Here is a 25,938-nt window from a genome sequence, read left to right as displayed (position 1 = left end):
AAGCCGGTAGGTGTAGGCGAAGCGAAAGCGAGTCTGAATAGGGCGATTTAGTTTGTTGCATTAGACCCGAAACCGAGTGATCTAGCCATGAGCAGGTTGAAGGTTGGGTAACACCAACTGGAGGACCGAACCCGCATCTGTTGCAATAGATTGGGATGACTTGTGGCTAGGGGTGAAAGGCCAATCAAACTCGGAAATAGCTGGTTCTCCGCGAAATCTATTTAGGTAGAGCGTCGAGCGAATACCCCGGGGGTAGAGCACTGGATGGGCTATGGGGACTCACCGTCTTACTGATCCTAACCAAACTCCGAATACCGGGGAGTACTACTCGGCAGACACACGGCGGGTGCTAACGTCCGTCGTGAAAAGGGCAACAACCCTAACCTCCAGCTAAGGTCCCCAAGTCATGGCTAAGTGGGAAAGGATGTGAGGATCCCAAAACAACCAGGATGTTGGCTTAGAAGCAGCCATCATTTAAAGAAAGCGTAACAGCTCACTGGTCTAAATAAGGGTCTTTGCGCCGAAAATGTAACGGGGCTGAAGCCATGCACCGAAGCTGAGGATTTGCAGTAATGCAAGTGGTAGCGGAGCGTTCCGTAAGCTGATGAAGGGAGACCCGTGAGGGCTCCTGGAGGTATCGGAAGTGCGAATGTTGACATGAGTAACGATAAAGAGGGTGAGAGACCCTCTCGCCGAAAGACCAAGGGTTCCTGCTTAAAGTTAATCTGAGCAGGGTTTAAGCCCCTAAGGCGAGGCAGAAATGCGTAGTCGATGGGAACCACGTTAATATTCGTGGGCCTGGTGGTAGTGACGGATTGCACAAGTTGTTCTGGTTTATTGGATTATCAGGGCAGCGGAGCGGTTCCAGGAAATAGCTCCACCGTATAGACCGTACCCGAAACCGACACAGGTGGTCAGGTAGAGTATACCAAGGCGCTTGAGAGAACTATGTTGAAGGAACTCGGCAAATTGCACGCGTAACTTCGGAAGAAGCGTGACCCCATGGTAGGCAACTATTATGGGGTGGCACAGACCAGGGGGTAGCGACTGTTTATCAAAAACACAGGGCTCTGCGAAGTCGCAAGACGACGTATAGGGTCTGACGCCTGCCCGGTGCTGGAAGGTTAAGAGGAGAGGTGCAAGCTTTGAATCGAAGCCCCAGTAAACGGCGGCCGTAACTATAACGGTCCTAAGGTAGCGAAATTCCTTGTCGGGTAAGTTCCGACCTGCACGAATGGCGTAACGACTTCCCCGCTGTCTCCAACATAGACTCAGTGAAATTGAATTCCCCGTGAAGATGCGGGGTTCCTGCGGTCAGACGGAAAGACCCCGTGCACCTTTACTATAGCTTTACACTGGCATTCGTGTCGGCATGTGTAGGATAGGTGGTAGGCTTTGAAGCGGGGACGCCAGTTTCCGTGGAGCCATCCTTGAAATACCACCCTTATCGTCATGGATGTCTAACCGCGGCCCGTCATCCGGGTCCGGGACAGTGTATGGTGGGTAGTTTGACTGGGGCGGTCGCCTCCGAAAGAGTAACGGAGGCGCGCGATGGTGGGCTCAGACCGGTCGGAAATCGGTCGTCGAGTGCAATGGCATAAGCCCGCCTGACTGCGAGACTGACAAGTCGAGCAGAGACGAAAGTCGGTCATAGTGATCCGGTGGTCCCGCGTGGAAGGGCCATCGCTCAACGGATAAAAGGTACGCCGGGGATAACAGGCTGATGACCCCCAAGAGTCCATATCGACGGGGTTGTTTGGCACCTCGATGTCGGCTCATCGCATCCTGGGGCTGGAGCAGGTCCCAAGGGTTTGGCTGTTCGCCAATTAAAGCGGTACGTGAGCTGGGTTCAGAACGTCGTGAGACAGTTCGGTCCCTATCTGCCGTGGGTGTAGGAATATTGACAGGATCTGTCCCTAGTACGAGAGGACCGGGATGGACATATCTCTGGTGGACCTGTTGTCCTGCCAAGGGCATAGCAGGGTAGCTACATATGGACGGGATAACCGCTGAAGGCATCTAAGCGGGAAACCCACCTGAAAACGAGTATTCCCTATCAGAGCCGTGGAAGACGACCACGTTGATAGGCCGGGTGTGGAAGTGCGGCAACGCATGAAGCTTACCGGTACTAATAGCTCGATCGGCTTGATCGTTCTCATTGACTATGCTCATCGAACAAAGTTCGATGTGCCAGACCTTTGTCCTGACGCGCCATGGCGCTGCGGACGGCCCGCCAAACGATTGGCGACGGCCTCTGGCCTGTATCGGTGCCACAAGCACCCGCAGCCGGAAGAGGTTCCAAAAGACGTGTTCAAAACCAGCGAAAGAGAACCAAATAGCGCTATTCGCTATTGGCTACTCCCTATTCGCTCCAAATCCAGCTTCTCAAAACAACAAAGTTGCGCTTTGCCGACCTGGTGGTTATGGCGGGGTGGCTGCACCCGTTCCCTTTCCGAACACGGCCGTGAAACGCCCCTGCGCCCATGGTACTTCGTCTTAAGACGCGGGAGAGTAGGTCGCTGCCAGGTCTGCAAAACGCAACTTTGATAAAACAATCTTCTCTAAACAAAACAAACGGCCCATGCCGAACAAAAAGGGTCGCCCAAGCGGCCCTTTCTGCTGTAATATAATAACGCGGGGTGGAGCAGCCCCCGCCGGAACCGCAGAAGGCAAAGCCTTCGAGGATCGGCAAACAAAAAGTCCGGGCTTGCCCCAGACAGCTCATCATGGCGCGGGGTGGAGCAGCCCGGTAGCTCGTCAGGCTCATAACCTGAAGGCCGCAGGTTCAAATCCTGCCCCCGCAACCAAATCCCAAATACAATCCTGAGCAATATCGCTGGCGCGAAGACTTCATCTTCGCTTGCGATGGTAGCTCCTCGTCCTGCGGACCATAACCTGAAGGCCGCAGGTTCAAATCCTGCCCCCGCAACCACTGAAACTTGCAAATTTGCCCACTCCGGGTATTTGCTCTTGAGTTCCTCCGCGTAAGCGTCGAGGAGCTTTGTTTTTTTTGGCTTCCGTGTCGATCTCGCCGGAGGCAATCTTCGCCATCAGGTCGTTCTGGGCGGCAGCCAGAAATTGCTGCTCGAGCACGTCAATCGCCTCCATGGATGCCATGATGTTGGCGATTGATCCGTGGACCTGCAGGGATGCCGGCTGATGGCCCGGCGTCTTGCCGATCACGACGGTCTGGATCAAATCGCGCACTATGGGCATCAGCCGCTGCTTGGCTTGTTCATCGGCATTGTGGCGAGCGAGGAGGATGAGCTTGCGGATGATGATCTCCATATTAGTGGGATTGAACTGCGCCTTGAGCTTGGCGATCTTCTCCTGAAAATCCTCCACCGGCTCTGCCAGTGCATTCAGGTCCGCCGCCAGCTTCTCGCGCGTCGCTTCCAGTTCGTCCAATTGATCGTCGAGCGCGGCGAGGCGAGGGCGGCCTTCCGCAGCTCGATCGCTGATCTGCTGGATGATGCTGTTCTGGCGTTGGGTGGTCGCCTTCAGCGCGGCCGTCAGTTCATCCCGTTGGGAAGGCGACTGCTTCAGGAGGTTGACCTCATGCGTAATCATCCTCTGCGAAATGCGATCGAAAATCTCCATCGAGTAGAACGCCACCGGAATGCAGTTCAGGACCCATTGGGCCGCCTTGAGCGATCTTCACGCTGCCATGCCTCGTGCTGGTGCTGCGGAAATTGTTTCCGCTTCTTTGGTTGATGCGATGGAGGAAGGCTGATGGATCGTCTCTCTTCTTTCCTGCTTCGACGCCTGCGTCATGTCCAGCGCCGTAAGACCCGGCGGTTGGCCGTCCGTACCGGCCTGCTGACCATGACCGCCGCCATCGTCGACGGCCATGTCGTCGGCCGCTTTACGCCGGCCTTCGATCAGTCCTATCTGACGGGCGAGGCCGAGCGAGATCGGCAGTGGGTGCGCGATCATCTCGCATCCTTCCTGATCGAGGCCCCGATGGACGCGAGCAGGCGGCCCGACCTCCTGTCCCCCGCATCTGTCTGGCCGGCGCATCTCAAGCGACACTCTCCAACCGGAAGCGGCGTCGATGGTACGACGCCTATCTATGCGGTGAGGGCTGTCGGCGAAGCCGGTGAGGTGCCGAGCATCAAAGACATGGCGACAGTGCTTTTGCTCGCAGCGACCATGGAGGAATCGGGTGTTGAGCTGCGCGATGTGGTCTCGCTCCTTCGTCGGCCTGCTGCAGTCTTCGCCGTGGAGGTGCTGGTCGAAGGGTTCGAGCGGGCGCTGCCGCAGCTTGTCGAAGCGACAGCCTTTATGCCGTTCGGCCCCTATGTCGGCATGGCCGCGGATTTTGCCTTTGTTGACGAAATCTGGAGGTGGGTAGAAGGCGAAACCAAACGTGTCTTCCTGCAGATTCCGGTCGCCCGGACTGACCGCCCAAGCCGCTCGTCCATGCGGCGCCAGTTGCTCTGGGCCGTGGCGCACGGCTCGCCGGTTCTTGCCGTATCGGAGACTGATCAGGGCGTTCCGGATCAAATCGATCTGACTTGCGACGTGCGGCTTAGCGGCAGCGGAATCGACACTATCCTCATCACGGATCTGCTGGAAGCGGTATACGGAAGCGGCACCGTCTCGTCCCGTGCCGGCTCCATTGCCGAGATCGACGCGGGCGCATTGACTCTGGACGATCTTGCCATCGCCATCCGGCCTGGCCGAGCGCTGCTTGCCAGCATTGATGCGCTGGCCGGGCTGGCGGACCACAATCGCGAGGATCGCGACGGTGAAAAAGACAGAGACACTACTGCCTCCGCGCGGCGGCTGATCATGCAGAGCCCCACTGATCGAGCGCGCCAGACATCGCAGGAGCGCACCGCCGATGGCGACGCCTCGTCCTCATCGACGGACAAACGCAAAGGCGGATCGAAAGGCAAGCCGACCGGTGCGGAGGTCATCCAGCCAGAGCCTGCCGACCGTGGAGTGTCGGGAAAGGGTGGACCGGCGCTGCTGGTCGAGACCTTGACCGGATACGGCGCGGCAAAGGACTGGGCGCTCGGGTTGAAATCGGACCTGGCGGATTATCTTGCCGGGGATCTTGCCTGGTCCGATATGAGCACCAAGCTTCTCTTGTCCGGCCCACCGGGAATCGGCAAGACGACCTTTGCACGCGCTTTATGCAATAGTCTGCAAGTGCCTCTGGTCGTCACCTCCGTCTCGACCTGGCTGCAAGGAGAGTATCTTCATGCAGTGCTTGATCGTATGGCGGACACTTTTACCCAAGCGAGGGCACAGGCGCCGTGCATCCTCTTCGTCGACGAGATCGATGGCATCGGCATGAGGGTAAGCGCTTGGAGGCAGTACGCTGACTACTGGAACGCTTGCGTCAACAAGCTGCTTGAGCTCCTCGATGGCGCGGTGAAGAGCGAGGGCGTCATCGTTGTCGGCGCCACCAACCGGCCGAATGAGATCGACGAAGCGATCCGTCGATCAGGGAGGCTGGAGACGCACATCGACATCCCACGGCCCGACATTCTGCCGCTCGCTGGCATTCTCGCCCATCAACTCGGTCCCGATCTCGACATCATCGTGGGAGTGGAAGGTCTGGAAGGAGCGCAGCCATGATCAGGATCACGGAAACCAGACGCGAAACGTTTCGGCCCGATAGCGCTCGGGAAGGAAGTAACGGGCCGGATCGGCATGAAAGAGACAACGTCGTTGCGCAAACTCTCCTGCGTCTGGCAACGCGGGCGATGGGCCTCACCGGCGCCGACATTGAACGCATCGTGCCCGAGGCAAGGCTAAAGGCGCGACGCGAAAAGCGGCGCCTGACTTATGACGATATCGAAGCCGGCATCCGCGGTCATCGACCGCCGGTTCCTTATGACGTCCGCTGGCGATTTGCGATCCACGAGGCAGGTCATGCCATCGTCCATCACGCTCTGCGTCTCGGATCCATCAAGGGCCTAACGATTGATACCAAGGACGGGGGCCACAACGCGGTGTCTTTCGCGACTGGCGCACCGGATACCGCGGAATGGTATGAGCGGCTCCTCGCCATGTTACTAGCCGGACGCGCGGCCGAACTGATCGTGCTCAAATCTGCGTCGGCCGGTTCCGGCGGCGCAGAGCACAGCGATCTCGCCCGTGCGACATGGATCGCTCTCGACATGGAGCAGGCCCTCGGCTTCGGCGGTCATCATCCCTTGCTCTATCTCGCACACCGGGATCTAACCGTTGCCCTGACGCGCGACGTCGAGCTCGCAGATCGAGTTCATCGGCGGCTGGAGTTTGCGCAGGCAAGGGCAACCGAGGTGATCCGCGAAAACCGAGCCGCCTTCGACCGGCTGGCGCGGGAACTCTTTGATCACCAGGCGCTCGATTGGGATGCGGTCGCCGCGATTCTAGGCGCGCCGGCCTGAAAGGCTATCATAGACCAGCACGCCACTGCTCAGACGGCGGCGTGCGAACACTATCAGGACTTGGCCGTCCTGCGATCCACGTCGCCTTTGGTTGCGGGCACGTTGAAACAAATTGAGCTCATTTATTTCAATGCCACGGAAATCCGATTCAGAACCTGAAGATTCCGTTTCTGCGACAAACGCCTTGCGCCGGTCCTCTCTCCATCGACGGCTATCAACGACAACAAGAGGGAAACACTTAGCACCTCAGTCTCAGCGCGAGCTGAACGCGAGGCAGCCGCGGATCCGACGCCGGTAGATAATAATATTAAGAATAATTCAGGGTGAATTTCGGGAAAAGTTAAATAAAATAGCCATAGAAGAAGTTCTAGCGTCTAGAATTAATATAATTTCTCCTTTTATTATAGAAAATATAACAATCGATAACCAGTACTTATCGCTGGTCAGGATCTGATTTAAAATTTACGGGCATGGCGGAAGATAAAGCGCATATCGCTTCTGGTTAATTGCTTATTTACCATATCTTCAATGCCTTACGATCTCTCAAAATTGCCGACCCGGACCCTGCTGCGGCTGCTGCGGCCGATTTCTCGCCCCGGCCTCGCATTGGCGCGCCTGGACGAGCGCATCGCCCGTTCTCCGGTCGGACCGGGCGATCGTACCCAGCTGTCCGAGCTCGTTCAGCGGGTCCGGGACGGAAGAGTTCGGACGAACATCGGCAAAGTTCCAAGTCTGGACGATGCGGTCGCCGCCTTCAATTCGACGGAGCGGCGCGCGGGAAAGACGGTCATCCGCATTCTCCCGTGAAAAACAACGGAAGGCGCTGAGCACTGTGCCGCGAGTGCGCTGGTCCGGTTCGCCGGAGGCGCGTCAGCGGTCCGTTGTTGTTTGTGAGAGGATGATGTCACTGCCGGCGGTCACCATTTGTGATCTTTCTGTTGAAACGCATCGCGCCTTGCGCGCGCGACTCGCCTATGAGCCGCCGGAGCCGATATGTTCGCGAGGCAACGGAGAGTGTTGCAGCTCTCGGTAGGGCATGCGACGCCGCGTTGCCAGCCTTATCAGGAAAGTCAGGAGCGGCGGATCTAGCTGTCCACCGTCGATCGATTGCTTTTCGGTCGATTAAGCGCCTATCGACGTATGCATCTGCCCGCAGACCGTAAGGCTCTCACGCATTGCCTTCACCCGCATTTCGGCATCTTCAAATGAATAGGCCCAGATCTTGGCAGACCAAGTCGATTGGCCCATCTCGTATTCAAGTGCGAAGAGATACATTACCTGCCCGTGGTCGTCCGTTCGGACGAATTGAGCGTCAGGCCGTTCGCGCCTGTCGCGGAGTTTATCGAAACTGATTACGCTCATATCGAACTCATCTAGCATTGGGGCATGATGGCTTGCCGTCTATCGCCGAGGCCGGGTGCAAAGCCGCACGATAAACGGCCGCCATGCGGCGGCCGTGAAGGCGCGTTACCGTATCAGGCCGCTCGCTTTCCCTTGGCATTTGCTGTGGACTCGGCAATCTGCGTGAGTTTCTTGTCGGTCGCCTCTTCTTCCGCAAGTGTTGCCTGCAGCAGCGGGACGGCGTCCTTGAGGCCGAGTTGCTTTGCCCATGCGATCAGCGTGCCATAGCGAGCGATCTCGTAGTGCTCCACGGCCTGAGCCGAAGAGATCAGTCCGGCATCCAGGGCAACCGTGCCCTTGAACTCCTCCATGATCTCATCAGCTTCGGCAATGATTCCCTGAATGGCTTCGCAGGTCTTGCCACGTGCCGGCTTGCCGATCATTTCAAAAACCTGTTCGAGACGTTCGACCTGGGCTTGGGTCTCGTCCCGATGCTGCAGAAAACCGGCTTTGCCTTCCTCCGACTGGGCGGCGCGGGCCATTTTCGGCAGCGCCTTCAGGATCTGTTTTTCGGCGTAGTAAATATCCTTGAGCGTGTCGAGGAACAGATCGTTCAGGGTCTTCTCGGTTGCCATTGAGTCCTCCTATGGCGTGTTGATAAAATGAGCTCTCGCTGGGTCGAACGTTTCAGCGCGGAGATGACGCCCCGATATCGGAGGCGCCATCTCGGTCCGGCCAAGGACGAGACCGACTTAAAGGGTTCCAGTCGGCGATAGTTCAAACATTTGTCGCCGTTTGTTGTTCCTCAATTCTCTGCTTTTTCACGAGATTTGGCCCCGTACACACGGAACTCTTCGAATAACTGAATGTTATTAATATGGTGCGGCATCGCGCAGGAACGATTTTTGCCGGATCATCGTTTCCGAGTCCGGAACGTGTCGCCTTGAACGATGCCTGTGGACGATCCGCCACCGGTTCCCGGCATCTTCATGCGTTCTGTCGCTTTGGAAGAGGTCTGCCGATGAGCGAAACGAGATGTCTGTCCGATATCGCACAGCAACGATCCGGGAGTTCGGGACTTTCCTTTTCATCTCAGGAGAGAAAAAATGACGTCTCTATCTTCACCGCGTCCTGCCTCACATTGCGAAGAAACATCCCAGATCGAGCTGGAGATTGTCGAACTGACAGCGGCGTTGCACGCCTTTGCCCGAAGGTTCCTGCGCAGTGAGGACGACATCGATGATCTCGTGCAGGAAACGCTGCTGAAGGCATTGAATTCAATTCATCTCTACCATCCCGGCACCTCTCTTAAATCCTGGCTCTTCACCATCCTTCGAAATACGTTCTGCAGCAACTATCGTCGCCGGCAGCGCGAGCCGGTCGGGATGGATGTGACGATGGAGCAAGTCGCAATCGCGCCAAGCCAGGAGTGGGCGCTTCGCGAGCGCGAACTGCGACAGGCATTGACGCGCCTCTCCGACGACAGACGCCGTGCCCTGACGCTGGTCGCCGCCGGAACGAGTTATGAAGAGGCCGCCAGGATCTGCGGCTGCCGGGTTGGCACCTTGAAAAGCCGCGTCAGCCGCGCCCGCGAAACCCTGCAATCGCTGCTGGGGAACCAACTCATCGACTGATGCCGCTCCTGTTCCGCCAGCCGCCAATCAGCAATCATCACACAGCCGTCCTTTTATGCGGCTGAACATCGGGAGCCACATGGCGCACCACCGAGGCTCCCGCACCACACGTTCGAGACGCCGCCCCTCGCCGGAACATACCCTCTCTTTTCAGGTTCGGTGGCTGCAGCTTTTCCGAACTCTAGGAGACAAAACATGGATAGGAATGAACCTGGCAAAGGTCTCGCGGTGATCACCGGCGCCTCGACGGGTATTGGCTATGAACTTGCCAAATGCGCGGCGCAGGAAGGCTATGATGTGATTATCGCCGCCGACGAGAGACGCATCCAGCAAGCAGCGGCGAGCCTCAAGGAATTTGGCACTTCGGTCGAGGCGATCGAAACCGATCTTTCCACCGAAGAAGGCGTCGACCGGCTGATGGAAGCCATCGAAGCTTCCGGGCGGTCGGTCGATCTGCTGATGGCCAATGCCGGGCGCGGCCTCGGCAACGGTTTCCTCGACCAGGATTTTGCGCAGGTCCGGAAAGTCGTCGATACGAACATCGTCGGCACCATTTATCTCGTCCAACAGATCGGCAACCTGATGCGCAGCCGCGGCGAGGGTCGCATTCTGCTGACCGGCTCCATCGCCGGTTTCATGCCTGGTTCCTATCAGGCCGTCTACAATGGCACAAAGGCTTTCATCAACAGCTTCTCTTTCGCGTTGCGCGAGGAGTTGAAAGAGACCGGCGTGACCGTCAGCTGCCTGATGCCCGGCGCGACCGACACCGAATTTTTCAGGCGCGCCGACCTCATGGATACCTCCGTCGGACAGGCCAAAAAGGATGATCCCGCCGAGGTTGCCAAGATCGGCTTTGACGCCATGATGGACGGCGAAGGCGATGTCGTGAGCGGCTGGAAGAATAAGCTGCAGGCAGCCGTTGCCAACGTGACGCCGGCGAGCATTCTTGCGCATCAGCATGCCAAGATGGCTGAACCAGGTTCGGGCAAGGAGTAGATTATCCCGACGGGTCTAACGAGATCGGCAATCACGTCTAGACCCGTCGGGCGGCCGCTCATTTCTCACGCGGCTGCTTCAACCGCCTTCCCGCCGTCACCATCTTGCCGTTGCGTTGTGACGTGATGCCTTCCAACAGCGTCCGGGCGGCATTGCGCACTTCCTCCTGAAAGGCTTTATCTCTTTCGAAGGCGTCGTGGCTGGTGGCGTAGGGCTCCCAATAGCCGATGTAGCGTTCGACCTCGGCCAATGCTCCTGCCGGTATGAGGTCCATCGACGTCAGCCAGCTCGAAACGCTGTGGCGGACATTCTCGACACCTTCGGTATCGCCGTGGACGACGACCGAAAACAGGCGGCCGGAAAGATGGCGAGGATAGTCCCATCCCTGCATCTCAAGCTCTTTGGCCTCCTTGGCATGTTTTCCATGCGTGCTTGTCGGATCCGGATTGCCGCCGTCGGCGCAGACAAGCCGGTCGATCATCAGTTTCAGCGGCGAGGACGTCTGGTACCAATTCACCGGACTGACGATCATGATGCCATGGGCCTCGACCCACATTGGGTAGATATCGTTCATCCAATCGTGGATCTGTCCGAGCGAGTAATTCGGATAGCAGGAGCACGGCCAATGACAGAGTGCGGCCGATGTCGAGAAGCACGCCTTGCACGGATGGATCTGTCGGCCGTATTCGGAAGCGATGCGACTGAGGTCGAGGACATTGACGATGGCGCCGGCGGCGGCGAACACCTCCTTGGCGATTTCGACCATCCGAAAACTTTTCGAAAGCTCGCCCGGACAGGTATGTTCGCTTCGCGACGAACCGTTGATGAGAAGGACGCGCGATGGCGCGCGCTCGTCCTCGAAGCGCGCTTGCGCAGCGCGAATTTCGCCGCTGGCCACAATCCAATCCACGGCGAGATCATAGTCTGGATCGGCAAAGCCTGGTCCAGCCTTTCTGGTTATGGGGCTCTTTCGCGAATGGGCGTAAGCATCCCAGGCAGCCGCGGCGAGTTTGCCGAGTTCGGCTTCCAGGGGCTGATACGCTGCATCCATGAACTGGCTCAGGAAACGCGTCTTGAATTCGCTCTCGTCGAGGCGAGGGCTTGGGCTGCCTTTTCGCGGTTCGAGGTCAGGTGCGTCTGCGGCTGGTTCGTCAGGCATGGGGACTCCACGCATTTATGCGCTCGACAAAACGCGGTGAGCCGACTTCTGTTCCGCTGTCTCCAAGTTGCATCATGTATCAAGGATCAGTGATTCAGACCGGAACAATCGGCCGTTGTCCTGGTTCGGAAATGAAGCCGATCAAATATCCCATGCAGCAAGGGGCTTTGCGGTCATGAATTCTCGCAACCAAGCCGTCTTTTCCAATGCAAGACCCGCCGGCTTCGCCCGCATAAATCGCGCCAGCTGGATCGACACACTGCGCGTGGTTGCGGCTGTCATGGTTCCGACGGCTGCCAAAGGCATCATCATTCGCCGCCCGATTATGGAACGCCTGGCACAGCGGCAGGGTCTGGATACCGGCGCCGTCAAGCAGATGCAGCGGCTGGTGAAAAAATATGGTCGGGCACCCCTCCTCTTGCCTATACCATTCCGGCCGCAGTTGCTTATCCTTGACCCTGTCGACGTCTCGACGGTGCTCCAGTGTTCGCCCCAGCCATTTGCCACGGCAACCCGGGAGAAGCGTGCCGCTCTTGCGCATTTCGAACCGGAAAACGTGCTCATTTCAGACGCCTCGCAGCGAGCCGAGCTTCGGCCGATCCATGAACATGCTTTGGCAAGCGCGGACCGGCTGCATCCATCTACGGCCCGCTTCAAGGCCATCGTTGATACCGAACTCCTGGAGGTTTTGAACGGCATCGGTTCCGGCGGCCGGAACGAACTCGATTGGTCAGCTTTCTCGCAAGCCTGGTTCCGGATTGTCCGCCGGATCGTACTCGGCGATCTCGCACGCAACGACGTCACTTTGACCAAGACCTTGAACGATCTTCGAAGCCGGGCGAATTGGGCTTTTGCAGCTTCCATCGATCGGCGCAAGCGCCGGCAGTTTCAGCAGCAGCTCGGCCAATATCTGCGCCAGCCGGGAGAGGGCAGTCTGATCGGTCGGCTGCCGAAAGGCAGCGATTTCGGTTTGGAAAGCCAAGTGGCCCAATGGCTGTTTGCCTTCGACGCTGCCGGAATTACCGTTTTCCGGACGCTTGCGCTGCTTGCCTGCCATCCGAGCTACTGGGCCAAAGCCGTTGACGAAGCCAAAGATCCCGAACTTGATCGTCCTTTCACGCGCAATTGCCTGCTCGAGGCGCTGCGCCTCTGGCCGACGACCCCCGTGATTCGCAGAGAGCTGACGGAGGATATCAAAACCGACGATAGGACCGTGGCGCGCGGCACGGGCGTCGTTATCTTCGCGCCTTTTTTTCACCGGGATCCGGAGTTGGCTTATGCCAACCGCATGGAACCGAGTATCTGGGGACCGAACGACGCGTTGCCGGCGATCGGATTCGTGCCTTTCAGCGCCGGCGCTGCCATATGTCCAGCCCACAACCTCGTACCGACGATTGCAAGCCTTGCCATTGGCACGCTGTTGTCGGGGACTGATGTCACGCTGCTTCAGCCATCTCTGACAGTCGACGATCTGCCCGGCACCCTCAACCATTTCGATATTCGGCTACGGCTCAGCAGGCAGCGGGTTGGGGCCAGTGCACCGCATGCTGCGGCAGGCTTTCCGCCTCATTGAAATCCATTCCTCGTCGCAGTGGCGATCCGCAGCAACGATAGTCTTTAGATCATTACTACCAGGGGCGGCTCTACCGCATAATGGCGTTGGCCTCGTCGGCAAAGATAGACCTCGCGTTCCGGATGGGCGTCAATTCGAAAGCCGGCGCTGCGCAGCATTGCCTCGGCCGCCGCCTGGTTGGGAATGAACCAGTTTGTCGGATCGGATGCATAGCGTTCTTCGACAAAGAAAAGCTTCGGATATTCAGGCTGGTCGAAGATGTTCCATTCTGAAAAGTCGTAATCTTCCCTAAGGTCGGGAATGCGCTCGTCGCCGCGCTGGAGGCATTGGAACAGCATCATGTCACCGACAGCGTGTTCATAAAGAAGATCCAGCGCCAGCAGGGGGTGTCGCAGGTGATAGAGCACACCCATGAAGATTACCAGATCGAATTTCTCGCCTAGTCGGGCGACGTCATAGACCGACATCTGCCGGAATTCGATTTCCGCTTGCAATTGTTCCGCCGCGAAGCGGGCCTGCGCCAGGTAGCGCGGGTCGGGATCGATGCCGACGACACGGGCGGCGTTGCGGCGTTTCATCTCGAGGGAATAGAAGCCGGCGTTGCAGCCGACATCGAGCACGGTGAAGCCGCTGAGATCGGCCGGCAGCACATGCTGGAACCCTTTCCATTTGAAGGTGGGATAATCTCCGAGGAAATGATCGGCCGCTGTCATGTGGCCGCCGATGTTCAAATTCTGAAACCACGGCCCGAGTTCCTGAATCCGCTTTTGCAGCTCCTGATCTCTCGTCGGCTGTGCTGCATCCATCTCGGCTCTCCTTTGTCATTTATCGCTCGCATGTCAGACGCCGATCGCGGTGCGTCCGGCTTTTGCACGCCGCCGCCAAGTCGACCGCCGCGTGACCTGCGCGCCATCGAAGCCGCCGTCAGGACGGGCCGCGGCGATGAACCACTCGGCGGTCAGACGAAGACCTTCGGCAAGCGGAATCGTCGGATGCCAGTCGAGAAGTTCTTTTGCCCGTGAGATATCGGGCCGTCTGCGCTGAGGGTCGTCTTCCGGCAGCGGCTTGTGGACGACAACGGATGTCGACGGCACCATGGCCAACACCATATCGACCAGCTGGTTGATCGTGAATTCGCCGGGATTGCCGAGATTGACCGGGACGCCCGGATTGGGATCGACATCCATCAGCGCCATCAGGCCCGCGACGAGGTCGCTGACGAAGCAGAAGGAGCGCGTCTGATCGCCGCTTCCATAGATCGTCAGCGGCGCGCCTGATATGGACTGCACCAGCAGATTGGAGATGATCCGCCCGTCGCTCGGCTGCATACGCGGCCCATAGGTGTTGAAGATGCGGGCAACACGTGCGTCCACCTTGCCGGCCCGCAGCGTATCGAAGCAAAGCGCTTCCGCCGCCCGCTTGCCTTCGTCGTAGCAAGCGCGCGGGCCTATGCAGCTGACATTGCCGCGATAGTCCTCCGTCTGCGGATGCTCGACGGGATCGCCATAGACCTCGCTCGTCGACGCCTGCAGGAGCGAGGCATGATGCTGTTCGGCCAGCGAAAGCAAATTGCCGGTGCCCGCGACACAGGTCATCATCGTATGCACCGGGTCTGCCTGGTATTGTGGGGGCGATGCCGCACAGGCGAGGTTGTAGATCTGGTCCAAAGGCTCGTCGAGGCTATGGAGATGGCAGATGTCCTTTTCGACCAAACGAAACTTCGGATGGTTGATCAACGGCCGGACATTGTCCTCCGATCCGGTGATATAGCTGTCGACACAGATCACTCGGTCGCCGCGTGCCAGCAGCGCATCGCATAAATGCGAACCGACGAAACCGGCTCCTCCGGCGACCAGCACAGTCTTCACTCTTCCGTTTCGCGTCCTTTGCAGCATCATGCGTCTCCTAGGCTGAAATGGATTGAGGTTCGGGGGCGCTGTCGTTCACCCCTTCTTCTGGCAGTTCTCGCAGGGCGGCGGCGAGTTCACGAGCCCGCACCTCGCCGGTATGGCGCTGTATCACCGTCGCCGCGGCGGCCGAAGCCAGCGCACGACGCCCTGCGGCAGAGGTGGTTGTCAGGGCGTCGACGACATCCCCCGATCCTTTGGCGATGATGATTGCCTGACGGTCGGCAAAGAGCTCGTCCAGGCCGCGCCAGTCGTCGCTGATGATCGGCGTGCCGCAGGCAGCGGCCTCGAACAACCGCACGCTCGGCGACCAGCCCGCTGCGATCATGTCGCTTCGAGTGACGTTCAGCGTAAAACGCTGCCGGCTGTAGAAGCTCGGATGATCAGGGGGAGGCAGGTGCTCGATGCGCTCGACGTTTGGCGGCCAGTCGATATCCCCGGGATATTGAGGACCGGCAACCACGAAGCTTAGATGCGGCAGCTGCCGGGCAGGCTCGATCAGCAGCCGCTCCAGCGTTGGCTGCCGGTCGGGGCTATAGGTGCCGAGATAGCCGAAATCCCAGCGGAAGGCGTCGCCGGTCGATTTGTATCGGCTCGCATCGACGGAGCAGTAGAGAGCGATCGCTTTGCGCGCGCCGTATCTGCGTTCGAGCCTAGCCAACACGTCACCGCCGGAAAACGAGAAGTAGCCGTCGAAGGTCGCAAGCTGTCGGCGCGCCAGATACTCCTCGTCGCCACGGTCGAGTTTCGCCAGCGTGACCGGCGTATCGATGTCATAAAAGCAAAGGCGCCGCGGCTTCAGGGCGGCGATCCTGTCGATGACCGTCACGCCAGAGGGCACATAAGACCCGATGACGACCGCGTCCGCCGCCTTGATACGATCGGCATGTTTTTCGATCATCTCATCGATGTCGCTGTAGTGGACGAGCTGGCAGAAGTCAGGGTCGGGAAGATCTCGATGCGCTGCATACCAGGGCACATCGTGTTCCAGGAACAGCACCCGGTGCCCCTCAGCGCGCAAGCCGCCGATGAGGGCGCGATAGGTCGTTGCGTGACCATTGCCCCAGGACGACGACAAGGAGAGGCCGAGGATGACGATATCAAGAGGACTGGTCATTCGGCAGCCTCCGCTCGCGTGGCGCGGGCGCGGAAGATGGCATCGGCGGTCTCGGCGCGATTGCTATAGGTATGTTCGGCAAGCACGCGTCTCAGCGCCCGCTGTCCGATCGCCTTAGCCTGCGGCCATGTCAGGCCGGTCAGAAGATCGGTGACATCCTTGCCGTCCCGCGCCACCAGGATTTCGTCACCGGGCTTGAGAAACAGGTCTATGCCCTGCCAGTAGTCGGTGATCAGGCAGGCGCCGGCGCCGGCGGCTTCGAAAACGCGGGTTGCCGGCGAAAAGCCGTTTTCGGCCATGCTGGCGCGGGAAATATTGAGCACGGCTTTCGGCGTCGCATTGAAAGCATTGTGGTCACGGGTTGGGACATGCCCGATGTGAACGGTATTCGAAGACATGGATTTGTCGCTCCAGCCGGACCCGCCGAGCAGGAAATTTTGCTGTGGCAAGCGGGCAGCCGGCTCGAGGAAAAATTGCTCGACCCGCGCTTCGCGGTCAGGCAGACGGTTTCCGAGAAAGGCAAGATCCGCGGTGAACCGCGCCTCCTCCTGCACCGGATAATGGGTTTGAGGATCGAGCGCGTTATAGATCGGCACACAGTCGGCTGCCCCGAGGCTGCGATAGGCGTCGACCACGGGGTTGCCGCCGCCATAGGTGAGGACGAGGTCGATCCGGCCCAGGGATTTGCGAAGCGGGTGCTCGGGACTCTGCCGCAGCTCTGAGAGCGTTGCCGGCGCATCCACATCCCAAAAGATTTTCAGAGCCCCTTGTCTGGCATGGCGAAGGACTTCCTGCAGCAGGAGATCGTCCTCGAAACCGACGCCGCTGGCCTTGACGACGATATCGGCCTCGACCGCAGCCGCCGTCACCTCCTTCAGCGCCTCGACGGTGCCTTGGTAGACGACGACCTTGCACCATTCGGGCGGATCGATATCACGGTTTTTCTGCCGCTCGTAAACGTCGGGCTCGTAGAAGGTGATGTCGTAGCCCTTCTGCGCCAGAGCGCGCAGCAGGCCGCGATAGTAAGTGGCGGCACCGTTCCAGTAGGCGGAAACCAGGCTTGATCCGTAAAAGGCGATTTTCATTCGGCAGCCTCCTTGGCTGGCAGCTGGCCGACGACGCCCGCCGTGCCGCATTGTTCCAGAATGGAGAAGAGTTCATCGACGCGATGCCGGCAGGTGTGCCGCGCCCGGATCGTCTCGAGACCGGATGTGACCAGCGCAGCCGCGAGAGCATCGTCCGCCAGCACCTCACGCAACCGGTGCATCATCTCCCGGCCATTCTCGGCGACGAGATAATCTCTGCCCGGCCTGAAAAGCGCCTCGGCATCTTGCCAGGGTGCTGAGATCAGCGGGATGCCGCAGGCCAGCGCTTCGAAGACACGGATCGTCGGAATGCCGGGGAGGTTTTCGACATAAGGGCGCCGCGGAATATGCACGGTCGCTTTGTGGCCGGCGAAAGCGAGCGGCGCCTCTGCATTGGCGATCCAGCCGCCATAGTCGATGCCTGCATCCTTAAGAGCGTCAAGCGCCGGCTTGGGATAGCGCACCCCGCGAACGGTTGTCTTCAACCCGAGCTCACGCGCGGGGCGGACGAGGAATTCCATCAGCTCGGCGGAGCGCTCGTCGTCGCCCCAATTGCCGATCCAGATGAGATCTCCGGTCTTTTCGATTTCCGGTTGGGGACGAAACAGCGCGTCGTCAGCCGCCTCATGCCAGGTAAAGACCGATCTGCCCCAACCGGCCCGCAGATAGCGCTGCCGCAGCGTTTCGCCGAAGGCGAGCACGCCGTCATAATCTTCAAGCGTCAGTCCGGCGATGTCGCTTTTTGCCGACACGGCGCGGTGATGTGTATCGTGGAACAGCAGGGTGAAATTGGTGCCGCTGCGCCTGGCTCGGCCGATCCGTTCCACCAGCGCCGGCTCCGTCCATTCATGGACGACAACGACGTCGGCCTCGGCGATCGCCGCCTCGTGATCGAAATGCGGTCCGTACATTTGCGAACGAAGCTGCGGGAACGTCTCGTGAAATTTTTCGGCCGCCCTCGGCCCTTGATCGCTGAGCAGGTTGCTCCGGCTCCAGGATTCCTCGGGTTCGAGCGCTAGCGCCTGGTGATCGCGGCGGGTCAGCTCCCGCATGATGCCGCGCAGGAAGTGGGCGTTGCCATGGTTCCAATCAGAAACCAGCGAATGGGTGTAAAACAGGAATTTCATGATTGCTCCGCCGTTGCCGGGGTGAAAATGTCGTTCATCAGTCGCGCGTATGTTTCGAGCATCGATGCCGCCTGGCGTTCCAAACTGAAGGCTCGCGAGCGCTCCAGCGATCGCACCACGAGTTCGGCGCGCAATTGCTCGTCTTCGCAGAGGCGCATGCACGCTGCTGCAAGGGACTGGGGATCATGCGGATCGAAGAACAGCGCGCACCCATCCCACAGCTCGCGATAGGTTGGGATATCAGACAGCACCAGAGCCGCGCCGCATCGCGCCGCCTCGAGAGCGGTCAGGCCGAAGGGCTCGTAAACGGACGGCGATACGACAATTTGCGCGCTCTGCATCAAGGCGATGGTCTTCGGATAGGGGAGCGGCCCACGATCGTCGGCGTCATTGAGCTGCAATCGCTGCCCATTGGGACCTGAGCAAGAGCCTGCCATGACGACGGGCAAGGGCATTGCTGCTGCCGCCCTGTCGAGGACGACCCCGTTCTTGCCGTCATCCCACCAGCGCCCGGCCGCGAAGACGAAAGTCTTCTTTGGACGCTGGTCGGATCCGACGCGGCTCGCATTGTAGATCACCCTCAGCCGCGAGAGCGGACCATAGGCGGCTTGCAGTGCATCCGCATGGCTCATGCTTGGCGCAAGGACGGCGTCGGCGCGGTCGAAACCTTCTTTGTTTGCATCGCGCTGCCATCCCCAATCCGGCGGCACCAGCGTCCGGCGCACCGCGGCAAACCAGGTGACGACGCAGGAATGGGACACGACGACTACGGGCAGCGGCGTGTCGATCCCGGCGGCCTGGGACGGCAGGTTGAGATGCAGCAGATCGACGTGATAATCCCTGGCGATGCGGGAGATTTCGGTAGGCGCGGCTGATATTTCGGTCCTGCTCGACGCCATCCAGTCGAGAGGGGCATCGAGCCATACCAGCTGTCCCAGCGCTTTCGCCTCTGCGGTCTGCGCTACCGACGGTGCGGGGCCGAGACCGGCAAAGACGATTTCCATCCCCTGGCGCCGAAGCCCGGCGGCGAGATCCATCGCATAGCGCCAGACGCCGCCAACCGCATCCAGGGTCATCAAAATCCGGACTCGTCGACGGATCATGCGGAGGCCCTCCGATCGCGGCGCAGGAGCGGTCGGCCGCCGAAACGATTTTCGACAAGCCACTCCGCAAGGTGCTGCAGTCCGCTTTCCCAGCCGACACGCGCACTCCAGCCGAGAGTCTGTTGCAGCTTGCGGGTGTCGGCGACGAAGAAATACTGATCGCCTGATCGCCAGTCGTCGAAGGAGGTTTCGACCGGGTGCCCAATCAGCCTGCCGATCGCGCGCAGGACTGCAAGCACGCTGACGGCATTCGCCGGACCGCCGCCCAGATTGAAGACGCGGCCTTTGATCCCGTCAATGCCATCGAGAACGCCGCGATAGGCGGCAATCGCGTCCGCGACGTGAAGAATATCGCGAACCTGCTTGCCGTCGCCGTAAATTGAGACCGGTTCGCCGGCGAGCGCCCGGATCAGGAAATGCGCCACCCAACCCTGGTCCTCGGTGCCGAATTGGCGCGGGCCGTAGATGCAGCTCATGCGCAGCACGGCCGTCGGGATGGAGAAGGATTTCGCATAGTCCAGCACGTATTGGTCGGCCACGCCTTTCGAGCAGCCATAGGGGGTGCAGAAATCAAGCGGCCTGTCTTCGCCGATCCCGTATGATCGGACGGTCTCATCGACCGGCATGTAGCGGTCCTCGGCCTCCCGCATGGCAAGGTCGTCGAGCCCGCCATACACTTTGTTGGTGCTGGCAAAGATCACCGGAGCCTGGCGACCGGCCTTTCGCACCGATTCCAGCACATTGATCGTGCCGCGCGCATTGGCCTCGAAGTCATTGATCGGGTGAATGAGGCTGGTGGTGACCGCGGTCTGGGCGGCGAAATGAAAGACTGCTTTGGCGTCGGCGAAGGCTGCCTCGATGCTTCTGGCGTCGCGCACGTCGGCAAGCACCGGATGTAGCCTTGACCCATGCCTCTCGGTCAGCCAGCCGAGGTTTTGGTCGACGCCGGGCCGCCCGAGATTGTCGAGCACGACGACGTCTTCGCCGTCCTGGAGGTAGCTGTCGGCGAGGTTCGAGCCGATGAAGCCGCAGCCTCCGGTGATGACGATCGGGGCGGCTCCCTTGTCGAGGTTGGGCGTGGCGAGCCGCGCGACCTGCTCGAGCCGATCGACGCCGCCTTCCATCAGCAAACGCGCGAGCAGCTTCGGCTGATTCTCGTGGGTGACGGCACCAAGATGATAGTGCCGCGGATCGAACCACAGGCCCTCCTGCACCGGCACGTCCGGCGGCACATCGCGCCAGGAATACCAATACATCCGGTCGGCCGGCACGCTCAGAGCCCTCACGAAACGCCGTGCCTGCTCCATCTCGTCGTTGCGCCAGGTCGAATAACCGGTTTCGGTAATCCAGATCTCGGCCTTGTCATTAAAGCGGTCGATAATGTTTCGCATCTCGCCGAGATGCATGTCCCAGCCGCCCCAGGTGCCTTCCTCACTGTCCCACGTGCCGGGAAAACCGTGGAAGCCGACGGCATCGACGACGCCGAGCACACCGCGCTCGCCCATCAGGTTAAGCCAATAGGGGTCGAAGGGGCATGGCCCGCCGAGCACCGGCTGCCAGCCGCGATGTTTGGCCCAGTAGGCGGCGGCGCCGACCATCTCGCAAAACAGCAGGAAGTCCTTGTCCTCGCGCCAATCCCAGTCGAGCAGGTTGTTAGGCTCGTTCCACAATTCGATATGACTGAAATACTGACCGTATCGGGTGAGCACGTGGTCGACGAAGTCGGCATAGGATTTGAGATCGGCCGGTGCGCCGGAGGACCTTCCGGTCCGCGACAAGGACGGCGGCGTGTAGTGAAGGCAGGGCAGGAGATCGATCTCGCGGCCAAGCTTCGGGATCAGCCAGTCAAACCATGCTTCGCCACCCGGAGCGAGGTATTCGGCCCATGACAGATGGGTGCGCAAGTAGCTGGCGCCGCTGATGCGGACGTCTGCGATCGTCTGCGACGTCCGCTCGTATTCGCCCGGGCGGAACCATTCGACGAAGCCATAGGATCTTGAGGACGTGCCGGTCGCGGCGGACAATGCGGCTATGGTCATGATACCAGCCCCCTTTCCTCCAACTGCCGCTTCATTTCCGCGCCGCGATCGATCGCTCCGGTCTGTTTCACCCAATCGACGAAAGGTCCGAGCGCGTTTTCCAGCATGAAGCGCGGCTCAAAGCCGAGCAGTTCACGCGCCTTCGCAATGTCGGCAAAGCAGTTGCGGATATCGCCGGACCTCGCCTTGTTCATGATTTCGGGCAGGATCTCAGGCACGCCCATCGCATCGGCGAGAAGCGTTGCGACTTCCGCGATCGTATAGGCCTGACCGCTGCCGATATTGATCACATGTCCCGGCGCATTGGGTTTTTCGAGCGCCAGGCGGAAAGCGCGCGCGACGTCGCGCACATGCACGAAATCTCGCCGCTGCTCGCCATCCTCAAAGATCATCGGCGGCTGACCATTGGCGAGCCTTGAAGCGAAGTTCGCCAACACTCCGGTATAGGGATTGGACAAGGCCTGGCCGGCGCCGAACACGTTGAAGAGACGGAGCGCCACCGCCTCGAGGCCATAGGCTTCGCCAAAGATCAGGACCTGTTTTTCCTGCGCATACTTGGTCAGCGCATAAATCGAGGAGAGATCCACCGGCTTTTCTTCATCCGTCGCAACCGGCCTCAGGACTTTGCCGTCAACGCCGCGCGGATTCCATTGACCGGCCTTGATCTCGTCGCTGCGCCGCCTGACCAGGTCGAGCTGCGCACCGTCGGCGGTTTCATAGCGGCCCTCGCCATAGACGCTCATAGACGAGGCGACGACAACGCGTTTGGGTCGGCGGCCGATCATCGCCTCCAGAAGAACCGCGGTGCCAAGATCATTGCCCCCGACATATCGAGCGATCTCGTACATTGACTGTCCGACACCGACCTCCGCAGCGAGGTGGATGACGCCATCGGCACCCAACAGAGCCCGTTCGACCGCAGTCTTGTCTCTGACGTCGCCGCGGATGATTTCGGCAGCCTCCGGCAGCGACGTTTCAGCATCGCCGTGAACCTGATCGATCAATGCATCGAGAACCCGTACCTCATACCTATTGTCGAGAAGCTCCTCGACAACATGTCTTCCGATGAAGCCGCAGCCGCCAGTTACAAGGATCATCGCCATCTGATTTCCGTCCGCTCAAGTTGAAGATGACCTGCCGAACCAACCGAGGCGAAGATTGTTCCTGCATCAATGTCATCTTCTTTGACATGTTCTTTGACATCGTCCGGAACAACTGGCGGCGTCGCTGGTTCGGCGGCCAATCTATAAGCGAAATAACGTCTCGAAGATTGAGAAGCGGCGACCTGGTGAGAGGTCGATGGTCGGAATCGGAGCCACACTGCGGCAACGACGTCTGCCAACACCAAGCCGGCCAATTAGATGAAGGAGCAACTCATGAACGTGTTGCCAAGGGCGACCGAGGGAGCGATCCGGGCGGCAATCATCACCGGCCCCGGACAAATATCGGTCGAAGAGAGGCCTCTTCCCCAGCCAGGGCCGGGCCAGGTCAGGATCAGGATCGAAGGGTCGGGCGTGTGCGCTTCCAATCTTGCGCCCTGGGCAGGGCCAGAATGGATGACCTTTCCGACGGAGCCGGGTGGTCTCGGTCACGAGGGATGGGGCAGGATCGATGCGCTTGGGGAAGGGGTGTCTGGCCTCAGCCTGGGAGACCACGTCGCTGCACTCTCATATCATGCCTACGCAACCCACGATATCGCGGATGCCGACATGGTCGTGCCGCTGCCGCCGGCGCTCGACGGCCAACCCTTTCCGGGCGAACCGCTCGGCTGCGCGATGAACATATTCCGGCGCAGCCGCATCGAGCCGGGCCAGACCGTCGCCATTATCGGTATCGGATTTCTCGGCGCCTTGCTGACGCAGCTTGCCAGCGGCGCCGGTGCGCGCGTCATCGCCATCTCGCGCCGTCCGTTTTCCCTCGAGACCGCCAAGCGCATGGGCGCCGCCGAAGTACTGGCGATGGACGACCACTGGCGGATCATCGAAGCTGTGAGAGTGTTGACCAACGGTGCTTTCTGCGACCGCGTCATAGAGGCGGTCGGCAAACAGTGGCCGCTCGATCTCGCCGGCGAACTGACCGCGGAGCGCGGCCGGCTGGTTGTGGCCGGATACCATCAGGACGGTCCGAGGCAGGTCAATATGCAGCTCTGGAACTGGCGTGGCCTCGACGTCATCAATGCTCATGAACGCGATCCAAGGATTTATATCAGCGGCATGCGCCAGGCGATCGAAGCGGTCGTTTCCGGCAGGCTCGATCCATCATCGCTCTATACCCATGTTTATCCGCTCGAGGGCCTGGGCGAGGCGCTCGACGCCACTCGGGACAGGCCGGATGGTTTCCTCAAGGCGATGGTGACGTGCTGATGAACAGGTTGGTAGAGCGCTCTCTGCAGATGCGGGTCAAGCCTGTCAGACTCGGCTTCCTCGGTGTCGGCTGGATCGGCAGAAATAGAATGGAAGCAATCCTCCGCACGCAGATGGCCAAAGCTGTTGCCATCGCCGATCCCTCCGAAGACATGCGGAAAGAAGCCCTGCGCCTTGCGCCGGATGCGGAAATCGTCGCCGATCTCGATGCGCTCCTGTCGCTCGACCTCGACGGCGTCGTCATCGCCACTCCGAGCGCCCTGCACGCCGGGCAGTCGATCCGGGCGCTACAGGCTGGGGTTGCAGTATTCTGTCAGAAGCCACTCGGCCGATCTGGCGCGGAAGCGGCAGCGGTCGTGGCCGCCGCCAGATCAGCCGACAGGCTGTTGAGCGTCGATTTCTCCTATCGTTACACGCAAGGCATGCAGCGCATCCGCGATTTGCTCAGATCAGGCGAGCTTGGCACGGTCTTCGCCGCCGATCTGGTCTTCCACAATGCCTACGGTCCCGACAAATCCTGGTTTTACGACAAATCGCTGTCGGGCGGAGGATGCGTGATCGACCTCGGCGTCCACCTCATCGACATGGCGCTCTGGTGCCTCGACTTTCCCGAGGTGGTCGACACCACGAGTACCCTGATGAAAGGCGGCGAGCCAATCAGCGCAACGGGGGATGTCGAAGATTTCGCTGTTGCCACCCTGACGTTGGCGACTGGCGCGGTCCTCCGCCTCGCCTGCTCCTGGCGGCTGCAGGCAGGATGCGATGCGGTCATCGGCGCCGACTTCTTCGGAACATCGGGGGGTGCATCTTTCAGGAACGTCGGCGGGTCGTTCTATGACTTTGCGGCCTATCGCTTCCGCGGCACATCGACCGAAGAAATTGTCCGGCCTCCCGACGATTGGGGTGGCCGGGCGGCAGCGGACTGGGCCGCCCGGCTCGCCAGTGGTCAGGCTTACGATCCGTCCTGCGAACGCCTTGTCGAGGTCGCCGAAATCATCGACGACATCTATCGGCGCGGATGAAGCGGCGGCGTCGGGGCGACCGGACGAAATTGTTTGCGGTCATCGGTGAATCGGCTGGAACCGCCGAGCCTCTTTCCGGTTTTGGCGGTCGCAAATCATCTGCGGGATGAACATGGCCTCTCGAACAGCAGGGAAGACATCAAAGCCGCCGGGAGCCTCGAGCGATATGCTCGCCCGCAGCAAAATTCCTGCCTGGATCGTCAAGGCGCTTTTTTCCAGCGGCATCAAGCGTGTCAGTAAATTGTCCTCCATGACCGACGACGAACTCCTGGCGCTTCCCGGCATAGGTAAGCGGGCCGTGGAATTCATCCGGTCGTCTCTGAACAGCTGTGAAAGCGGCGGGAGCGGGAAGCCAAGCCATCGCGAATCGCCGGTTCGCCGGTGAAATGAGCAGCACTGCTACGCGCGGAACTCTCTGCTTTCAAGGAGGTTTGGATTTCCCAATATGGAAGATTCAATGTCGGTGCCGAGATCCGAGCAGAAGCAAAGCACGATATCGAGACGTCTCGACCGCAACATCGAGGCTCTGCTGAAGCGGCGAGAGGAGGAGGCGCGACAATCGAGCCGGCAGGAGCGGGTGGCCGATGCCATTACCCGTTTCGCGGGATCGATGAAGTTCGTCTACCTGCACCTGCTGGTCGTTACGCTCTGGATCATCTTCAATACCGGCCTGCTTCCGCTCATGCCGGTCTTCGACCCGTCATTTGTCATTCTGGCGATGGTCGCTTCCGTCGAAGCCATTTTCGTCTCGACATTCGTGCTGATCAGCCAAAATCGTATGGCGGAAGCTGACGACAAGCGCGCCGATCTCAACCTGCAGATCTGTCTTCTGGCAGAGCATGAGACGACGGAGTTGCTGACCCTGGTCTCAGCCATTGCCGAGAAGCTCGGCATCGAAATCGAGACGACAGAAGAGCTCGAGGAACTAAAGGAGCAGGTGAGGCCGGAAGAGGTACTGGACGAGATCGAAGAGAAAATGCACCGGCGGGGAACTACAAAACCGCCGCCAGCGTAAAAGGGGCCCAAGGCCCGCCTGATCATCGGTGCACTACCGCATGATGTGGCAGAATTCCGGCGGGTCCCAAC

At 59.9% G+C, this 25,938-nt stretch carries 21 protein-coding genes, 1 tRNA gene, 2 rRNA genes and 1 pseudogene (1 of these 25 running past the window's edge); 12 read left to right on the top strand and 13 right to left on the bottom strand.

Annotation, left to right across the window (positions count from 1 at the left end; translation table 11 throughout):
- The 3 genes from N1937_RS17885 to N1937_RS17875 form a co-directional block, all read left to right on the top strand.
- A 23S ribosomal RNA gene (locus N1937_RS17885) occupies nt 1-2,153 on the top strand (it extends 722 nt beyond the left edge of the window).
- 260 nt (nt 2,154-2,413) lie between these two features.
- Nucleotides 2,414-2,528 (top strand): 5S ribosomal RNA (rrf, locus tag N1937_RS17880).
- 202 nt (nt 2,529-2,730) lie between these two features.
- Nucleotides 2,731-2,807 (top strand) — tRNA-Met (locus N1937_RS17875).
- A gap of 103 nt (nt 2,808-2,910) precedes the next feature.
- On the opposite strand, the gene N1937_RS17870 is transcribed toward N1937_RS17875, so the two are convergent.
- Together N1937_RS17870 and N1937_RS17865 are read right to left on the bottom strand one after the other, a co-directional pair.
- The gene (locus tag N1937_RS17870) at nt 2,911-3,600 is read right to left on the bottom strand and encodes a hypothetical protein (protein ID WP_260056644.1); all 690 of its coding nucleotides are present in this window, start codon (nt 3,598-3,600) and stop codon (nt 2,911-2,913) included.
- Nucleotides 3,601-3,657: 57 nt separating this feature from the next.
- The gene (locus N1937_RS17865; RefSeq protein ID WP_260056643.1) at nt 3,658-3,936 is read right to left on the bottom strand and encodes a hypothetical protein; all 279 of its coding nucleotides are present in this window, start codon (nt 3,934-3,936) and stop codon (nt 3,658-3,660) included.
- A 201-nt stretch (nt 3,937-4,137) separates the two neighbouring features.
- On the opposite strand from N1937_RS17865, the gene N1937_RS17860 reads away from it, so the two are divergent.
- The 3 genes and pseudogenes from N1937_RS17860 to N1937_RS17850 form a co-directional block, all read left to right on the top strand.
- Nucleotides 4,138-5,589: an AAA family ATPase gene (locus N1937_RS17860; protein WP_260056642.1), complete on the top strand. Its 1,452-nt coding sequence runs from the start codon at nt 4,138-4,140 to the stop codon at nt 5,587-5,589.
- Nucleotides 5,586-6,386 carry an ATP-dependent Zn protease gene (locus tag N1937_RS17855; RefSeq protein ID WP_260056641.1) on the top strand — a complete coding sequence of 267 codons (801 nt, stop codon included), beginning with the start codon at nt 5,586-5,588 and terminating at the stop codon, nt 6,384-6,386. The genes N1937_RS17860 and N1937_RS17855 overlap by 4 nt, the downstream gene beginning before the upstream one ends.
- A gap of 654 nt (nt 6,387-7,040) precedes the next feature.
- Nucleotides 7,041-7,193 (top strand): annotated as a pseudogene (locus tag N1937_RS17850) (NADP-dependent oxidoreductase); the annotation flags it as partial.
- A gap of 668 nt (nt 7,194-7,861) precedes the next feature.
- Here N1937_RS17850 and N1937_RS17845 read toward each other — a convergent pair.
- Entirely contained in the window at nt 7,862-8,362 is a 501-nt protein-coding gene (locus N1937_RS17845; RefSeq protein WP_017967227.1) for a YciE/YciF ferroxidase family protein, read from the bottom strand.
- A 471-nt stretch (nt 8,363-8,833) separates the two neighbouring features.
- On the opposite strand from N1937_RS17845, the gene N1937_RS17840 reads away from it, so the two are divergent.
- Together N1937_RS17840 and N1937_RS17835 are read left to right on the top strand one after the other, a co-directional pair.
- Entirely contained in the window at nt 8,834-9,361 is a 528-nt protein-coding gene (locus N1937_RS17840) for a sigma-70 family RNA polymerase sigma factor (RefSeq protein ID WP_017967228.1), read from the top strand.
- A gap of 195 nt (nt 9,362-9,556) precedes the next feature.
- Complete coding sequence (locus tag N1937_RS17835; RefSeq protein WP_017967229.1) at nt 9,557-10,357, top strand: SDR family NAD(P)-dependent oxidoreductase; 801 nt, start codon at nt 9,557-9,559, stop codon at nt 10,355-10,357.
- Between the two features lie 58 nt (nt 10,358-10,415).
- Here N1937_RS17835 and N1937_RS17830 read toward each other — a convergent pair whose 3' ends face one another.
- Nucleotides 10,416-11,516, bottom strand: coding sequence for a flavodoxin family protein (locus N1937_RS17830; protein ID WP_170258604.1), 1,101 nt, complete (start codon nt 11,514-11,516; stop codon nt 10,416-10,418).
- Nucleotides 11,517-11,691: 175 nt separating this feature from the next.
- Here N1937_RS17830 and N1937_RS17825 point away from each other — a divergent pair, with 175 nt between their 5' ends.
- Nucleotides 11,692-13,089 (top strand): cytochrome P450, encoded by a 1,398-nt coding sequence (locus N1937_RS17825; RefSeq protein WP_260056640.1) that lies wholly within the window; start codon nt 11,692-11,694, stop codon nt 13,087-13,089.
- 44 nt (nt 13,090-13,133) lie between these two features.
- Here N1937_RS17825 and N1937_RS17820 read toward each other — a convergent pair whose 3' ends face one another.
- From N1937_RS17820 to N1937_RS17785, 8 genes are read right to left on the bottom strand one after another with little or no spacing between them, the layout of a single operon-like run.
- Nucleotides 13,134-13,895: a TIGR04290 family methyltransferase gene (locus N1937_RS17820; protein ID WP_162115716.1), complete on the bottom strand. Its 762-nt coding sequence runs from the start codon at nt 13,893-13,895 to the stop codon at nt 13,134-13,136.
- A gap of 33 nt (nt 13,896-13,928) precedes the next feature.
- Nucleotides 13,929-14,984: a UDP-glucuronic acid decarboxylase family protein gene (locus N1937_RS17815; protein WP_162115715.1), complete on the bottom strand. Its 1,056-nt coding sequence runs from the start codon at nt 14,982-14,984 to the stop codon at nt 13,929-13,931.
- Between the two features lie 10 nt (nt 14,985-14,994).
- Nucleotides 14,995-16,113, bottom strand: coding sequence for a CgeB family protein (locus tag N1937_RS17810; protein ID WP_260056639.1), 1,119 nt, complete (start codon nt 16,111-16,113; stop codon nt 14,995-14,997).
- Nucleotides 16,110-17,198 carry a CgeB family protein gene (locus tag N1937_RS17805; RefSeq protein WP_222280633.1) on the bottom strand — a complete coding sequence of 363 codons (1,089 nt, stop codon included), beginning with the start codon at nt 17,196-17,198 and terminating at the stop codon, nt 16,110-16,112. The genes N1937_RS17810 and N1937_RS17805 overlap by 4 nt, the downstream gene beginning before the upstream one ends.
- Nucleotides 17,195-18,325: a CgeB family protein gene (locus N1937_RS17800; RefSeq protein ID WP_222296024.1), complete on the bottom strand. Its 1,131-nt coding sequence runs from the start codon at nt 18,323-18,325 to the stop codon at nt 17,195-17,197. The genes N1937_RS17805 and N1937_RS17800 overlap by 4 nt, the downstream gene beginning before the upstream one ends.
- Complete coding sequence (locus N1937_RS17795; RefSeq protein WP_222296033.1) at nt 18,322-19,401, bottom strand: glycosyltransferase family 4 protein; 1,080 nt, start codon at nt 19,399-19,401, stop codon at nt 18,322-18,324. Before N1937_RS17795 ends, N1937_RS17800 begins: the two co-directional genes overlap by 4 nt.
- Nucleotides 19,402-19,424: 23 nt before the next feature.
- The gene (locus N1937_RS17790) at nt 19,425-21,467 is read right to left on the bottom strand and encodes an NAD-dependent epimerase/dehydratase family protein (RefSeq protein WP_162115714.1); all 2,043 of its coding nucleotides are present in this window, start codon (nt 21,465-21,467) and stop codon (nt 19,425-19,427) included.
- Nucleotides 21,464-22,570 (bottom strand): NAD-dependent epimerase/dehydratase family protein, encoded by a 1,107-nt coding sequence (locus N1937_RS17785; RefSeq protein WP_222296023.1) that lies wholly within the window; start codon nt 22,568-22,570, stop codon nt 21,464-21,466. The genes N1937_RS17790 and N1937_RS17785 overlap by 4 nt, the downstream gene beginning before the upstream one ends.
- Before the next feature lie 273 nt (nt 22,571-22,843).
- On the opposite strand from N1937_RS17785, the gene N1937_RS17780 reads away from it, so the two are divergent.
- Nucleotides 22,844-23,830 (top strand): MDR/zinc-dependent alcohol dehydrogenase-like family protein, encoded by a 987-nt coding sequence (locus tag N1937_RS17780; protein WP_222296022.1) that lies wholly within the window; start codon nt 22,844-22,846, stop codon nt 23,828-23,830.
- On the top strand, nt 23,830-24,852 hold the full coding sequence (locus N1937_RS17775) for a Gfo/Idh/MocA family protein (RefSeq protein ID WP_222296021.1): 1,023 nt from the start codon (nt 23,830-23,832) through the stop codon (nt 24,850-24,852). The genes N1937_RS17780 and N1937_RS17775 overlap by 1 nt, the downstream gene beginning before the upstream one ends.
- A gap of 39 nt (nt 24,853-24,891) precedes the next feature.
- On the opposite strand, the gene N1937_RS17770 is transcribed toward N1937_RS17775, so the two are convergent.
- Entirely contained in the window at nt 24,892-25,104 is a 213-nt protein-coding gene (locus N1937_RS17770) for a hypothetical protein (protein ID WP_170282043.1), read from the bottom strand.
- 205 nt (nt 25,105-25,309) lie between these two features.
- On the opposite strand from N1937_RS17770, the gene N1937_RS17765 reads away from it, so the two are divergent.
- Nucleotides 25,310-25,867 (top strand): DUF1003 domain-containing protein, encoded by a 558-nt coding sequence (locus N1937_RS17765; protein ID WP_170282042.1) that lies wholly within the window; start codon nt 25,310-25,312, stop codon nt 25,865-25,867.
- The last annotated feature ends 71 nt before the right edge of the window (nt 25,868-25,938 follow it).

It is taken from the genome of Rhizobium sp. WSM4643, from assembly GCF_025152745.1.
Classification (GTDB): Bacteria; Pseudomonadota; Alphaproteobacteria; order Rhizobiales; family Rhizobiaceae; genus Rhizobium; species Rhizobium leguminosarum_I.
This window is presented reverse-complemented; position numbering and strand designations above follow the sequence as displayed.

Excerpts from the sequence above, each read along its gene's own strand:
- N1937_RS17870 (WP_260056644.1), bottom strand. The coding sequence starts at position 3,600 with ATGGAGATTTTCGATCGCATTTCGCAGAGGATGATTACGCATGAGGTC.
- N1937_RS17790 (WP_162115714.1), bottom strand. The coding sequence starts at position 21,467 with ATGACCATAGCCGCATTGTCCGCCGCGACCGGCACGTCCTCAAGATCC.
- N1937_RS17780 (WP_222296022.1), top strand. The coding sequence starts at position 22,844 with ATGAACGTGTTGCCAAGGGCGACCGAGGGAGCGATCCGGGCGGCAATC.
- N1937_RS17830 (WP_170258604.1), bottom strand. The coding sequence starts at position 11,516 with ATGCCTGACGAACCAGCCGCAGACGCACCTGACCTCGAACCGCGAAAA.
- N1937_RS17775 (WP_222296021.1), top strand. The coding sequence starts at position 23,830 with ATGAACAGGTTGGTAGAGCGCTCTCTGCAGATGCGGGTCAAGCCTGTC.
- N1937_RS17835 (WP_017967229.1), top strand. The coding sequence starts at position 9,557 with ATGGATAGGAATGAACCTGGCAAAGGTCTCGCGGTGATCACCGGCGCC.
- N1937_RS17845 (WP_017967227.1), bottom strand. The coding sequence starts at position 8,362 with ATGGCAACCGAGAAGACCCTGAACGATCTGTTCCTCGACACGCTCAAG.
- N1937_RS17865 (WP_260056643.1), bottom strand. The coding sequence starts at position 3,936 with ATGATCGCGCACCCACTGCCGATCTCGCTCGGCCTCGCCCGTCAGATA.
- N1937_RS17815 (WP_162115715.1), bottom strand. The coding sequence starts at position 14,984 with ATGCTGCAAAGGACGCGAAACGGAAGAGTGAAGACTGTGCTGGTCGCC.
- N1937_RS17825 (WP_260056640.1), top strand. The coding sequence starts at position 11,692 with ATGAATTCTCGCAACCAAGCCGTCTTTTCCAATGCAAGACCCGCCGGC.
- N1937_RS17795 (WP_222296033.1), bottom strand. The coding sequence starts at position 19,401 with ATGACCCTGGATGCGGTTGGCGGCGTCTGGCGCTATGCGATGGATCTC.
- N1937_RS17770 (WP_170282043.1), bottom strand. The coding sequence starts at position 25,104 with ATGGAGGACAATTTACTGACACGCTTGATGCCGCTGGAAAAAAGCGCC.
- N1937_RS17810 (WP_260056639.1), bottom strand. The coding sequence starts at position 16,113 with ATGACCAGTCCTCTTGATATCGTCATCCTCGGCCTCTCCTTGTCGTCG.
- N1937_RS17800 (WP_222296024.1), bottom strand. The coding sequence starts at position 18,325 with ATGAAATTCCTGTTTTACACCCATTCGCTGGTTTCTGATTGGAACCAT.
- N1937_RS17805 (WP_222280633.1), bottom strand. The coding sequence starts at position 17,198 with ATGAAAATCGCCTTTTACGGATCAAGCCTGGTTTCCGCCTACTGGAAC.
- N1937_RS17855 (WP_260056641.1), top strand. The coding sequence starts at position 5,586 with ATGATCAGGATCACGGAAACCAGACGCGAAACGTTTCGGCCCGATAGC.
- N1937_RS17820 (WP_162115716.1), bottom strand. The coding sequence starts at position 13,895 with ATGGATGCAGCACAGCCGACGAGAGATCAGGAGCTGCAAAAGCGGATT.
- N1937_RS17785 (WP_222296023.1), bottom strand. The coding sequence starts at position 22,570 with ATGGCGATGATCCTTGTAACTGGCGGCTGCGGCTTCATCGGAAGACAT.
- N1937_RS17765 (WP_170282042.1), top strand. The coding sequence starts at position 25,310 with ATGTCGGTGCCGAGATCCGAGCAGAAGCAAAGCACGATATCGAGACGT.
- N1937_RS17840 (WP_017967228.1), top strand. The coding sequence starts at position 8,834 with ATGACGTCTCTATCTTCACCGCGTCCTGCCTCACATTGCGAAGAAACA.